We start from the raw sequence: 13,196 nt of genomic DNA on the forward strand, positions 1-13,196 counted from the left end.
GCACCGGCCCGCCTCATGCGGCGGCCGGCCGGCAGCTCTTGCACGGCCGGTAACCGGCCCGACGGGCGGAGCCGGCGGAGCTGAAGGGAACCTGGTGCGGCGGGGTGATCCGGCGCGCGTGCGCACACGTCGGATGGCAGTAGATCAGGGTGGTGCCGCTGCCCAGATAGCGTGTGCGCCGGCTCACCAGGCCGTGCAGCAGGGCCCGTTGGAGACCCTCCGCGGCCCGCAGCGCGTCGCCCGTCTCCGGGTCGTAGGCGGCGTCGCAGGGCAGGCCGCTGTCGTGGGCGACCCGGTGGCAGGGCACGAGCAGGTGCAGCGGGTTCGTGCGGACCGCGGTCACCACCACGGCGGGATCGGTGAGTTCGGCCTCCCGCGCGATCCAGGAGACCGGCCGCATCTGGCCGCGCGGGATGCTGCGCACCGCGGTCAGCGCGGATTGCTCCGCCGCCGGGAGGGCCGACAGGTCCAGCCGCAGCCGCCTCGCCTGGCCGGTGCGCAGCGCCGTCCGCACCCCCGGCGGCGGCACCGTCGTCCGCACCGCGGTACGCCCCGTGGCGGCCAGGTAGTGCGCCTCGAACTCCTCGGACGTGGGCGCCACGGCCCGCAGCACCGCACACGTCAACGCGGCCGCGCGCCGGGCCACATACAGCCCGCCGGCCGGGCCGTCCAGCACCGCGTAGGTGTCGTAGGCGTCCTGCGGCAGCCCGATGTGCCGCAGGATGCCGAGGGTGAGGTCCGCGGCGGGCCGCTCGGTCGGACCGGGCTTCGCGACGGCGGCGAGGGCACGGGTCAGGGACTCCTCGCCGCACTCCACGGGCCGGTCGTTCTCCGCGCTCACCCCGCCATCTCCTTCACCAGACGCCCCTCGGCCCCCAGCAGGTCGCGGAGGTGGCAAAGCCCCCGGGAAACCTGGGCCTTGACCGTGCCGACGGGGCAGCGCTGCACCTCGGCGATCTCCGCATAGCTCATCCCCACCACATGCCGCAGCACGATGACCACGCGGTACTGCTCCGGCAGCACGGTGAGGGCGTCGATCAGCACCCGGCGATCGGCCGCGGTCAGCGCGCACTCGTCCGGCCCGGGCCGCTCGTCCGGCCAGGCGTCCTGGGTGTCCTCCACCCGTCCCACGGACACCGGGCGCCGGCTCTTGGCGCGCACGTCGTTGCGCCACACGTTGGTGGCGATGCTCATCAGCCAGGGCCGCGGGCGCAGGGCCCGGCGGCGCGCCGCCGAGTAGCCCTGGAGCGCAACATAGGCGCGCAGGAAGGTGTCTTGGGTCAGGTCCTCCGCCTCGGCGGGCAGACCGGTCAGGCGGAGCAGGTAGAGGCGCAGCGCGGGGGCATGGACCTGGACCAGGCCGGCGAAGCCCTGGTCCAGGTCCGCCGCCAGGCGCTCGGGAAGCGACCTCTCCACTCCGTCCATCGCTACGGCACCACCGAAGCCCCGTCATCGGTTGCCCTGGCCCGACGCGCCAGGGTGGCCGCCACCGCGGCGAACACCGACAGCGCCACCGACGCCCCCAACACCGCCTGCAACGCCAGGGCCGACGGCTCGGCCGCCCCGTCACCGGCCAGGAACAGATAGCCGCCGCCCAGCGCCGCGACGCCCAGGGCGCCGCAGAGTTGCGCGTTGGTGCTGATGACCCCGGACAGGTCGGCGGCGTAGCGGTCCGGCAGCGTGAACGTCATCTGCCCTATCAGGGAGTTGGAGCTGAGCCCCAGCCCCAGGCCGCCGATGCCCAGCAGGACGAAGAGCAGCGGTCCGGTGCGGTGCCCCGTGGCCAGGTAGAGCCACACCGCGGCGTAGCCCGAGGCGAGGATCAGACAGCCCAGCGGGGGCATCGCCGCCCGGTGCCGCTCGGGCGCCCGCGCCAACAACGGGCCGGCGACGCCGAACGCCGCCACCCAGGAGACCATCGCCAACCCCGCGTAGGCGGGCCCCTGCCCCAACCCTTCCTGGAGGTAGACCGCCAGGACGAAGAGCAGCGCGAAGTACGTCAGGGTGGTGATGCCGTGGGCCGCCAACAGCCAGCGGATGGCGGGCGTGCGCACCACTTCCTGGGCGATCAGCGGCCGACCGCCGCCGGCCGCGCGCCGGCGCTGACTGCGCACGAACGCCCCCGTCACCGGCACGCTCAACGCCAGGCTGACCCAGGTCCAGGCCGGCCAGCCGGCGTCCGTGCCCAACAGCAGCGGAACGATGACCAGCAGGACGGCGGCCGACAGCAGCAACATCCCGCGCACGTCCACCTGTTGGACGTCCTCGGGCTCCCGGTCCGCGGGCATGGTCCGCCGGCCCGCCCACATCAGCAACAGCCCGACCGGGACGTTGATCAGGAAGATCGGGCGCCAACTGGTGCCGAACAGGTTCGCCGCGATCAGCACGCCGCCCAGTGCCTGGCCCGCCACGGCCCCGCCGGACAGGGCGATCGCGTAGTAGCCCAGTGCCCTGAGCCGTTCCTGGCCGCTGAAGTGCAGTTGGATGCCGCTCAACACCTGCGGCACCATCAGCGCCGCCCCCGCACCCTGGAGGATCCGGGCCGCGATCAGCACGGCCGGGGCCGGCGCCAGCGCACAGGCCAGGGAGGCGGCGGTGAAGACCGCCATGCCGGCCAGGAAGACCCGGCGGTGGCCGTGACTGGCGCCCAGCCGGGCGCCGGCGACCAACAGGACGGCGTAGGCTGCCACATAGCCGGAGATCACCAGGCCCGTTTCGCCGCCGGAGGCGCCCAGGTCGTGCTGGATGGCGGGCGCGGCGATGTTGGCGATCGCGGTGTCGACGTTGGCCATGAACTGGGCGGCCAACAGCACCGCGAGCAGCCGCCAGCGGTGCCCGACCTCGATCGTGGCCCCGCCCTCCTCGATGGCGGGCGGCGGCGCGGTGGACCGCTCGGGACCGGAGGCGCTGCCCGGTTCGCTGGGGTGAGGGTGCATGGCGGGGTCCGTTCGGGAGGAGGGGTCAGGCGGCGGTCGTCGGCAGTGGCGGCCAGCCGATCCCCGAGAGGTCGGCCGCGACCAGATCCGCCGCCGCCAACTCCGCTGCCGCATGGGTCGTGGTCAGCGCCACGCACGCCAACCCCGCCGCCTTGGCCGCGGCGACCCCGGCCGGCGCGTCCTCGAACGCCACCGCCTGCTCCGGGGCCACCCCCAGCGCCGCGCACCCGGCCAGGAAGCCCTCCGGGTCCGGCTTGCCCCGACGCACGTCCTCGGCCGTGACCATCGCGGTGAACAGGTCAGCGCCGCCGACGTGCGTCAGCAGCGCCCCGGCGTGCTCGCGCAGACCGGAGGTGACGACCGCCATCGGCACCCCGTCCGCGTGCAGCTTCTTCACCAACACCTCGGCGCCCGGCACCGGGTAAGGGGGCGGAATGTCGGGGCCGTTGAGGTAGCCGACCGCCTCGTCGAAGAGCTCCTGCACGGTGTGGCCGGGGAAGCGGTGCACATGGTCGGCCAGCGCCTCCTGGCCGCGCCGCCCGACGAAGGTGGCCAACAACGCGTCGTCCACCGTCAGCCCATGGGTCTGGAACAGTCGGGTCCAGGCGGCCCGGCTGCGGTGTTCGGTGGCGATCAGTGTGCCGTCGAGGTCGAAGAGGGCGGCGCGGAAGGGCTCGGTGCGAACGGTGATGTCACGCATCGGGAAGTGGTCCTTGCTCGTGTGGGTGCGTTCTGTGCGGGGTGTTGCGGGTGGGGGTGTTGCGGGTGAGGAGTGGTGCATGGCGCGGAGCGCTCCGCGCATCGCGTCCGGTACGTCATGTTCTGTACCAGAGCGCGCGGCGCGGAGCGCTCCGCTGTGCGGGGGCGCGGGGTGCGCCCCCTCAAGCGGCGGGTGGCTTCAGCGCGCATCGAGCGCCGGATCGAGGTTGTCGTAGAGGTGCCGCCAGGGCAGGTGCTTCTGGCAGGCGGTGGCACCGCGCACCACGGCCGCGTCGTTGTGCCGGCGCGCCGCGAGCTGCATGCCGACCGGCACGCCGTTGGCCGCCCGGCCGACCGGCACGGTGGCCGCGGGGCTGCTGATCAGGTTGAACGGGCTGGTCATCGACCACCCGACGAACCGGTCGACGTCCTGCCCCTCGACCTGATGGGGCCCGACGGTGGTCCGCGCACCGTCGTTGGGAATCCCGGCTATGCAGTTCACCGGGCTGACGACGAGGTCGAACCCGTCGAAGAGGTCCTCGAACGCATCCAGCACCTGCGTCCGCACCAGGTCACCGAGGCGGAAGTCCACCGCGCTCAGGGCCGCGCCGGTCCGCACGCTGTCCAGATACGCGGGGTCGACCACCCGGCCCTGCTCGCCCAGCAGATCGATGCCCTGCCGACGGCTGACCTCCGCGGACTCCGCGTGGCACAGCGACAGGTACCGGCGCCACATCGCGGTGAGTTCGGCGTGCGGCAGTGGCAGTTTGAAGTCCACCTCCACCACCTCCGCACCGGCCTCCTTCAGTGCCGGCAGCGCGGCCCGCACCACCGACTCGACCTCGCCCTCCACCGGATAGCCGCCGAGGTCGGGCGAGTAGGCGATGCGCATCCCGGCCAACGACGGCGACATCGCGTCGGCCAACGCCTCGCTCACCGGGAAGGAATAGGGGTCCCGCGGGTGCGGCCCGGACATCACGTCCAGGCCCAGGACCGCATCGCCCACGGTCCGGGCCAGCGGCGCGTAACAGACCATCGGGTTCAGCCGCCGGAAGGCGTTGGGCCGGGCCGGCACCGCGACCCGGCCGAACGTCGTCATCATCGTGAAGACACCGCAGAAGGAGCCGGGCACCCGCAGCGAACCGCCGGCGTCCGACCCCTGCGCCAGCGGCACCATGCTCGTGGCGACCGCCGCCGCGCTCCCGCCGGACGAACCACCGGCGTTCATCGCCAGGTTGAACGGCGTGGAGGCCGGCCCGAACAGCGCGTTGTCCGTCGTGGCCTTGAACCCGAACTCCGGGGTGTTGGTCTTGCCCACCACGATCGCCCCGGCGTCCACGAGCCGTTGCACGCACAGGATCGTCTCCTGCGCGATGTCCTCGGCGAACACCAACGAGCCGCGGGTGGTCCGCACCCCCACCGCCGGATCGAGGTCCTTCACGCCGATCGGCACCCCGTGCAGCGGGCCCAGCTCGGCCCCCGACATCACCGCCCGCTCGGCCTTCTTGGCCGCGTCCAACGCCTCGTCCGCACAGACCGTGACGAACGCGTTCACCGCGGGGTTGAGCCGCTCGATGCGCGCCAGGCTGTCCTGCACCGCCTCCACCGGCGACACGGCCCGGCTGCGGATCACCTGACTGAGCTGCACTGCCGTTAACGACGCGAGATCGTCCATGCCCCTCGTCCTCCTTGTAAAGACATCCTGGTGAAAGACACCCTTGTGAAGACTTCGCAGCCGCCGGGTACCCGCGCCGGTCAGCCGCCGTCCAACTGCAACTGCCGCTCCATGCGCCGCACTTCCGCGTAGTCGGCCCACAACTGCTCCCGGTCCTCGTGCGCCAGCACCACAAAGCCCAGCGAGAGGGTGTGGAGCAGGTCCCGGGTGACCTCCAGCACCTGGCCGTTGCGCACCTGGACGGCCGCGTGGTGCAACGACGCCAGCTTCGCCAGGCCGTCGAAGACCTCGGCATTGCGCACCACGCCGGTGGACTGGCTGATCAGGAACACCACCAGCATGTTCCGCAGCAGCGTGTAGCGCTCCGGGATCGGTCGGGCGGTGCCGTGCTGAACGGCCCGCACCGTGCGGTCGATCTGACTGTCGCCGGTGGCGTGCCGGCAGAACTGCGGCTGACCGCCGCCGTGCGGCCGCGCGTTGAGCTCGACCAGCCGTGGCCCGTCGGCCGTCAGCATGATCTCCACATGGGCCGCCCCGAAGCGCATGCCCACCGCGTCCAACACCCCGACGGTGTACTGCACCAACCCCGCCACCAGCGGGTCGTCGGGCGCCAACCACTCCATGGCGTCGTAGACCGCCATGTGCCGGCCGTTGTCGATCTTCTGATAGCGGGTGACGTCGGTGACGGTGTGCCGGCCGTGCGAGCTGAAGGTGTCCACGACGAACTCCGTGCCGGTGGCGTACTCCATCACCAGCATCCGGTCGTTGACCACCCCCCATTGATTGGGGTGCCCCAACTGGGCCGCGAACTCCCCGCGCCAGCCCACCCCTTGGGGGATCCGGACCACCCCGTCCGTGCTGGCGCTCCTCGGCGGCTTGATCACCAGGTCCCGGCCGACCAGGTCCTCCCGCACCAGCCAGGCGGCGACCTCCTCCGCCCGGTCCGTGCAGATCTGCCGGATGACCGGCAGGCCAGCGGCCGCCACCGCCGCCGCCATCTCGCCCTTGTCCCGACGGGCCGCGGTCAGGGCCGGCACGTTGGCCAACTCCGGGGTGAGCTCGGCCGCGAGCACGTCGGCGAGCTCCACCCCCGGGTCCGACCCCGCGACCACACACCGCACGTCCAACGCCCGCAGGCGCTCGACGACGGGGAGCAGATTGCCCTCGTAGCGGATCACCTCGTCGAAGTCCTCGGGGTGCCAACTGTCGGCGTAGGTCTTCAGCACCTCGGCCCGGGACAGCACGGCGACCGTCGGAATTCCGGCCTCCCGGAACGACGGTGCGAAGAACGTCCCGGACGAATACGGGTCAACGATCGCCGCGGGGCGGCCGGCCGCCCCCGCGTCCGTGCCCGGCGTACGGGGGTGAGTCATGACGGGGAAACACCGGAGCCGGCGGCACCGCTGGGACGGGAACGGGGACCAGTCATGCGGGAAAGCTCCTGCCTTCCGGAAGGGACGTTTCCCCTGATCACACCAGCCCGCGCCACCGCCTGTCTGGCGGGATTCGGTCATCGAGTTCGGGCCCCGCGAGGGCGGGCCCGGGCGCGGGCCTCAGACGTGGACGGCCCGCACGACGGTCACCGTCGCCACCGTGGCGCTGACGTAATACCGCACCACGACCCCGCTGGCGGCCGCCTCGCGCCGGTCCGCGTCGGCCCGCACCGGCGTCGAGCCCTGGCCGTACGGATCGGCCGCCAGCAGCGCCATCCCCGCGTCGAAGGCGCCCCGCAACGCCCGCGGCATCGCACGCCGGACCTCGTCCGCCGGCGGGGCGTACTGCAACCGGTAGGGCACGCTAACTCCGCCCGCCCGAGCCCGGTTCCGCGTCGACGGCGCCGATGTCCTCACCCCTGGCCAGCCGCTCAAAGAGGGCCTCGTCCTCGTCGTCCGCGCCCGCCCCGGCCAGCGCCCAACGCACCAGCGCGGCCGGCAACTCGGCCGCCGGCAGATGCTCGATCTCCCGATCGAACGCGGCGGCCCGGTCGGCGGTCAGGCTGGCGCGCAGCGCGGCGATGGTGCCCGGCAGCTCCACGAGCTCCCCGTCGATGACGGTCTTGAGGGTGGCGTCCATGGGGCCTCCTTCCGCCGGTACGCTACGCCCCGGAACCCGACGGCGTCCCGCCCCGGACGCGACCAACGCCCAACTCGGCGTTGGCCGCCAGGACCACCACCCAGGGCGGGTCCGGCGGGCCACGGGCGCCCCGCCCGGCGCGACCGCCGCCGCTTCCGCGCCCCGCCGCGGATCGGGCCAAAGGAACACTGGCGCACCGGGGTTCGAGGCGCTTCACTCCTGACCCATGAGACGACTGTTCCGCACGCTGTGCGCGGCCGCCGCCGGCCTGGTGCTGGGCGTGAGCCCGGCGACCGCCGCGGCGCCGCCCGCCGAGTTCGGCACCCACTGGCACGACCCGGTCACCGCCGGCCCACCGGTGCCCGTCCCGGACACCCCGTCCTGCCACGTGACGGTCGCCGAGACCGAGTTCCGTGATTTCACGCCGTACCGGGGCAGCTACGCGCCACCGGGCAAGTGCGGCCAGGGACACCGTTGGAGCAAGGTCGTCCTCCGGCTCCAAGGGTCCGTCGCCGGGCGGCAGTTCGACCGCCTGGGGTATCTGCACATCGGTGGCGTGGAGGTCCTGCGCACCTCGACCCCCGAACCTTCACCGCAGGGCATCACCTGGAACGTGGAGAAGGACGTCACGCGGTACGCCCCCACGCTGCGCGCCCGGCAGCCCGTCGAGATGCTCATCGGCAACACCGTGGACGGCACCTACACCGGCGTCATCAAGGTCAAGGTGACGCTGACCTTCTACCTGGCGCAGGGCCGGGCGAAGCCGGCCAGCACCCCCGACCAGGTCCTCACCCTGCGCGGCGCCCACACCGAAGGCGGGGCGTACCAGGGGGAGTTGACCACCCCGCGCAACAGCGAACGCATCGTCGCCGAGGTGTACGCCACCGGATCGGGCGGCGGCTGCGAGGAGTTCTGGTACCTGACGGTGCCCACCGCGGCGCCGTACTCGTGCAAGGCCAAGGACGGCCCGTACCGCGAGGTGCAGGTGTCGGTGGACGGCAAACTGGCCGGCATCGCGGCGCCGTATCCGACGGTCTGGACGGGCGGCTGGTCCAACCCCTTCCTGTGGTACGTGATCCCCGGCCCGCGGGCCTTCGACGTCCGCCCGGTGGAGTACGACCTCACGCCCTTCGCCGGCCAGTTGAACGACGGGCGCCCGCACCGGATCGCCGTCTCGGTCGTCGGCGTGCCCGCGGGGCAGAGCGGCTGGAGCACCCCCACCAACGTCCTGGTCTGGCAGGACGCCAAGGCCGCCCGCGTGACCGGCGGGCTGCTCACGAGCCGGGCGGGCGACCTCGTCAACAAGACGGCGTACCGGCCGGGCACCGAGCGCCGGCTGACGGCCGACGGCGGGCACTCCCTCACGGTCTCCGGATACCTCAACACCTCGCACGGCCGGGTCACCACCACCCTCACCCGGAAACTGTCCGGGAGTTCGACGCACCGCTGGAACGCCGACGAATCGCTCGACGCGCTCCGGGCGCGCTGGCACGACGACGAGACGGTGACCGTCCGCGGCCGGGGGCCCGCGACCACCACCCGCAACCAGCGCACTTACACCATGGACGGCGCCACCACCATCGACGGCAACAACCGCCTGCGCACCACCATGACCATGGGCGACCGCGCGGCCGGCGCGACCCTGCGGGGCGGACGGCGCACCGACTGGTCGCGGCGGGACGACACCTATACCGGCGACGCCGCCTACACCCAGAACGTGCCCCGCGAACAGCGCCACGCCACCGGCGTCTCCCGCGAGCGCTACCGCCTCTACGGCCCGGGTGCCTGCTACGACCACACCCTGGCCACCGCCCAGGGTGAGTTGACGACGGACCGGCGGGACTGCTGAGCGGGGCGTCGGTGCTCAGGGCGGGGTGACGCTCACGGGGCGTTGGTGTGGGTCAGGGTTTCCCAGCCGATGAAGTAGTTGGCGCCGAACGGGCTGTGCGCGGCCACGTACTGCTGCGTCTGGGGCATCGGGAGGCCCTCCCGCACGTGGTACTCGTTGTAGGCGAGTTGGACCGTGGGGCCGAGGCCGGTCTTGAGCGTGCCGTGGCACAGCCAGTCCGGTACCGGCGCCCCGTTGGCGTACCCGGCGTGGAACTCCAGGGCCTGGACCAGGCGTTCGCGGCCCTCGGCCCACAGGTCCAGGCCCTGGAGCCGGGCGGTCTCGGCGGCCTGGGCGGCCGCCTCCAGCCCCCAGCCGGTGTGCCCGAAGTCGCGGCAGGTCTCCTGCGCGAGCCCGTTGCGGAAGGTCGACTGGCCCTGCCAGTACTTCACCAGTGCGGCCTTCCCGCTAATACCGGCGCGCGGCGGCGGCACCGGCAGCGCGCCGTCCGACGTCACGTAGACGTAGGCGGGCAGGCGTTGGCGCCACATGGCCGCGGCCCGGTCGAACGTCGTGCGGTCGTCGAGGAAGACCGCGATGCCCATCAGCGCATCGGTCTCGATCAGTTCCCAGTTGCCGTTCTTGCGCGGGCTGCCCGGCAGCGGCTCGGGCAGGTAGGCGGTGCGCAGCATGGTGGCGAAGCGTTCGACGGAGGCGGCCGGCCAGCCCGCTCCGGTGTGCCGGATCAGCTCGCCGGCCCGGGCCCAGTTGTTGCCCGACCAGCCGGTCTGGAGCGGGGCGTTGGAGTTGGTGTGCTCCTTGATGGTCGCCGACCAGGCGTCCATGATCTCGATCGCCTTGTCCGCGTACCGCCGGTCGTGGGTGAGGGCCCACTGGAGCGCGTCGGTGTACGCGGCCATCGAGTCGTCGCGCTCGTCGGAACAGCCGTGGTTGGGGTGCGATCCCGAGCCGCACTCGACGGTGGCACGCGGTGTGGGCCGCCAGTCGAGGGCGGCGTAGCGGCTGGCCCGTAGCTGCGCGTAGGCGGACTTCCACGGCTCGGCGCCGGCCGCCAGCCGCGAGCGTACGAGGGCCAACTGCCGGTCGCCGACCAGGACTCCGGGGTGCCGAAACGGCTTGGACGCGGTGGTCGACGTGGTTGCGGTGGTGGACGCGGCCGCGGTGGTGCGGGCCGGGGTGGCGCCGGCGGGCGCGGTGGTGAGCGGTAGCAGCAGGGCGACGAGCGCGGCGCCGGCCAGGGAGGCCGTCACCGCCGTCGTGGTCCTTCGACCCATCGGGGACCGTCCTCTCGGAAGCGGAGGGGGGCGGGCGCCGCCCCGGAGCTGTTAGGAAACCTTCCTAACGCTCGCGACGAGCCGCATTGAAGCAGCAACGCAAGGGCATGCCAAGGGGGTTGGGCGGATTGATCACCCAACCCCCTGCCGTTTGCGGCGAGTTACCCGACGTAGACCGAAGAACCCGAATAACCCTTCCTACAGGGAGAGTTGATCAGGTGCCGACGTACGCGGCCAGATGCTCGCCCGTGAGGGTCTTGCGGGCGGCGACGAGGTCGGCCGGGGTGCCCTCGAAGACGACCCGGCCGCCGTCGTGGCCGGCGCCGGGGCCCAGGTCGATGATCCAGTCGGCGTGCGCCATCACCGCCTGGTGGTGCTCGACGACGATGACCGACTTGCCGGCGTCGACCAGGCGGTCGAGCAGGCCGAGCAGATGCTCGACATCGGCGAGGTGCAGACCGGTCGTCGGCTCGTCCAGGACGTAGACGCCGCCCTTCTCGGCCATGTGCGTGGCCAACTTCAGGCGTTGGCGTTCGCCGCCGGAGAGCGTGGTCAGCGGCTGGCCGAGGGTGAGGTAGCCGAGGCCGACGTCGGCCATCCGCTTCAGGATCTTGTGGGCGGCCGGGAGGCGCGCCTCGCCCGCGCCGAAGAACTCCTCCGCCTCGGCCACCGACATCGCCAACACCTCGGCGATGTCCCGCCCGCCGAGGGTGTACTCCAACACTGACCCGTCGAACCGCTTGCCCTCGCAGTCCTCGCAGGTGGTGGCGGTGCCGGCCATCATCGCCAGGTCGGTGTAGAGGACGCCGGCGCCGTTGCACGTGGGGCAGGCCCCCTCGGAGTTGGCGCTGAACAGCGCCGGCTTGACGCCGTTGGCCTTGGCGAACGCCTTGCGGATCGGCTCCAGCAGGCCGGTGTAGGTGGCCGGGTTGCTGCGCCGGGAACCACGGATCGGGCTCTGGTCGATCGACACGACGTCGGCGCCGGCCGGCACCGAACCGTGCACCAGCGAGCTCTTGCCGGAGCCCGCGACGCCGGTGACCACGCACAGCACGCCGAGCGGGATATCGACGTCCACGTCCTGGAGGTTGTGCGTCGCCGCGCCGCGGATCGGCAGCCGGCCGATCGGCTTGCGGACGGCGTCCCGCACCACGGCCCGGTCGTCCAGGTGACGGCCCGTCAGGGTGCCGCTGGCACGCAGCCCCTGCACCGTGCCCTCGAAGCAGACCGTGCCGCCCTCCGTGCCGGCACCGGGGCCGAGGTCCACGACGTGGTCGGCGATCGCGATGACCTCCGGCTTGTGCTCCACGACCAGGACGGTGTTGCCCTTGTCGCGCAGCCGCAACAACAGGTCGTTCATGCGCTGGATGTCGTGCGGGTGCAGCCCGGTGGTCGGCTCGTCGAAGACGTATGTCACGTCGGTCAGGGACGACCCCAGGTGGCGGATCATCTTCACGCGCTGCGCCTCGCCGCCGGACAGCGTGCCCGCGGGCCGGTCCAGCGAGAGATAGCCGAGGCCGATCTCCACGAACGAGTCGAGGGTGTGCCGCAGCGAGCCGAGCAGCGGCGCCACCGCGGGCTCGTCCAACGAGCGCACCCACTCGGCCAGATCGCTGATCTGCATCGCGCAGGCGTCCGCGATGCTGACGCCCGCGATCTTCGAGCCGCGAGCCGCCTCGGTGAGCCGGGTGCCCTCGCACTCGGGACACACGGTGAAGGCGACCGCCCGGTCCACGAAGGCCCGGATGTGCGGCTGCATGCCTTCCTTGTCCTTGGCGAGCATCGACTTCTGGATGCGCGGGATCAGACCCTCGTAGGTCATGTTGATGCCCGCGATCTTCATCCGGGTCGGCTCGCGGTGCAGGAAGTCCTGGAGCTCCCGCTTGGTGTACTTGCGGATCGGCTTGTCGGGGTCGACCAGGCCGGACTCGGTGTAGAGGCGGTAGTTCCAGCCGCCGGGCTTGTAGCCGGGGACGGTCAACGCGCCCTCGTTGAGGGACAGCGAGTCGTCGAAGAGCTGGGTGAGGTCGAGGTCGGAGACCGTGCCCCGGCCCTCGCAGCGCGGGCACATGCCGCCGGTGATGCTGAAGCTGCGCCGCTCCTTCACCTGCTGCCCGCCGCGCTCCACGGTGACCGCGCCGGCGCCGCTGATCGAGGCCACGTTGAAGGAGTACGCCTTGGGCGAGCCGAGATGCGGCGTGCCGAGCCGGCTGAAGAGGATGCGCAGCATGGCGTTGGCGTCGGTGGCGGTGCCGACGGTTGACCGCGGGTCGGCGCCCATCCGCTGCTGGTCGACGGTGATCACGGTGGTCAGCCCGGCGAGGACGTCGACCTCGGGGCGGGCCAGGTTCGGCATGAAGCCCTGCACGAAGGCGCTGTAGGTCTCGTTGATCAGCCGTTGCGACTCGGCGGCGATCGTGTCGAAGACCAGCGAGCTCTTGCCCGAGCCGGAGACCCCGGTGAACACCGTCAGCCGGCGCTTGGGGATCTCGATGCTGACGTCCTTGAGGTTGTTCTCGCGCGCACCGTGCACGCGGATCATGTCGTGACTGTCGGCGGCGTGCGGCGGGGACGCCGGGGTGTCCGTCCTCAAGGACGTGCTCATGCTGTCTCCTGGTGTGGGCGGGCCGCCTGCGCGGCCTCCATCGACGACGCCCGTGGCGGCCGGTGCCGGTTCGGGCGCTCTGTCG

11 protein-coding genes are annotated in these 13,196 nt (G+C 72.4%); 1 reads left to right on the plus strand and 10 read right to left on the minus strand.

Annotated elements, in window-relative coordinates; genetic code table 11:
- Positions 1-13: 13 nt before the first annotated feature.
- The 8 genes from ACFVFQ_RS01070 to ACFVFQ_RS01105 form a co-directional block, all read right to left on the minus strand.
- Positions 14-841: an MGMT family protein gene (locus ACFVFQ_RS01070; RefSeq protein WP_383406417.1), complete on the minus strand. Its 828-nt coding sequence runs from the start codon at positions 839-841 to the stop codon at positions 14-16.
- Positions 838-1,425, minus strand: a complete 588-nt coding sequence (locus ACFVFQ_RS01075; RefSeq protein WP_383406420.1) for an RNA polymerase sigma factor — start codon at positions 1,423-1,425, stop codon at positions 838-840. The genes ACFVFQ_RS01070 and ACFVFQ_RS01075 overlap by 4 nt, the downstream gene beginning before the upstream one ends.
- Before the next feature lie 2 nt (positions 1,426-1,427).
- On the minus strand, positions 1,428-2,936 hold the full coding sequence (locus ACFVFQ_RS01080) for an MFS transporter (protein ID WP_383406423.1): 1,509 nt from the start codon (positions 2,934-2,936) through the stop codon (positions 1,428-1,430).
- Between the two features lie 25 nt (positions 2,937-2,961).
- Complete coding sequence (locus ACFVFQ_RS01085) at positions 2,962-3,636, minus strand: HAD family hydrolase (protein ID WP_383406425.1); 675 nt, start codon at positions 3,634-3,636, stop codon at positions 2,962-2,964.
- 198 nt (positions 3,637-3,834) lie between these two features.
- On the minus strand, positions 3,835-5,310 hold the full coding sequence (locus ACFVFQ_RS01090) for an amidase (RefSeq protein WP_383406428.1): 1,476 nt from the start codon (positions 5,308-5,310) through the stop codon (positions 3,835-3,837).
- Positions 5,311-5,390: 80 nt separating this feature from the next.
- Positions 5,391-6,683, minus strand: a complete 1,293-nt coding sequence (locus ACFVFQ_RS01095) for an ATP-grasp domain-containing protein (RefSeq protein WP_383406431.1) — start codon at positions 6,681-6,683, stop codon at positions 5,391-5,393.
- A gap of 180 nt (positions 6,684-6,863) precedes the next feature.
- The gene (locus ACFVFQ_RS01100; protein WP_383406434.1) at positions 6,864-7,106 is read right to left on the minus strand and encodes a hypothetical protein; all 243 of its coding nucleotides are present in this window, start codon (positions 7,104-7,106) and stop codon (positions 6,864-6,866) included.
- Position 7,107: 1 nt separating this feature from the next.
- Entirely contained in the window at positions 7,108-7,383 is a 276-nt protein-coding gene (locus ACFVFQ_RS01105; RefSeq protein ID WP_383406437.1) for a hypothetical protein, read from the minus strand.
- A gap of 226 nt (positions 7,384-7,609) precedes the next feature.
- Between ACFVFQ_RS01105 and ACFVFQ_RS01110 the strand changes: the two genes are divergently transcribed.
- The gene (locus ACFVFQ_RS01110) at positions 7,610-9,232 is read left to right on the plus strand and encodes a peptide-N4-asparagine amidase (RefSeq protein ID WP_383406440.1); all 1,623 of its coding nucleotides are present in this window, start codon (positions 7,610-7,612) and stop codon (positions 9,230-9,232) included.
- A 32-nt stretch (positions 9,233-9,264) separates the two neighbouring features.
- Here the strand turns inward: ACFVFQ_RS01110 and ACFVFQ_RS01115 are convergent, their stop codons facing one another.
- Together ACFVFQ_RS01115 and ACFVFQ_RS01120 are read right to left on the minus strand one after the other, a co-directional pair.
- A complete protein-coding gene (locus ACFVFQ_RS01115) occupies positions 9,265-10,506 on the minus strand; it encodes an alginate lyase family protein (protein ID WP_383406443.1) in 1,242 nt (413 codons plus the stop codon).
- Positions 10,507-10,720: 214 nt separating this feature from the next.
- On the minus strand, positions 10,721-13,111 hold the full coding sequence (locus tag ACFVFQ_RS01120) for an ATP-binding cassette domain-containing protein (RefSeq protein ID WP_383406446.1): 2,391 nt from the start codon (positions 13,109-13,111) through the stop codon (positions 10,721-10,723).
- Positions 13,112-13,196: the final 85 nt, after the last annotated feature.

The sequence above is a fragment of the Streptomyces sp. NPDC057743 genome (assembly GCF_042798755.1).
In the GTDB taxonomy this organism is placed as follows: Bacteria; Actinomycetota; Actinomycetes; order Streptomycetales; family Streptomycetaceae; genus Streptomyces.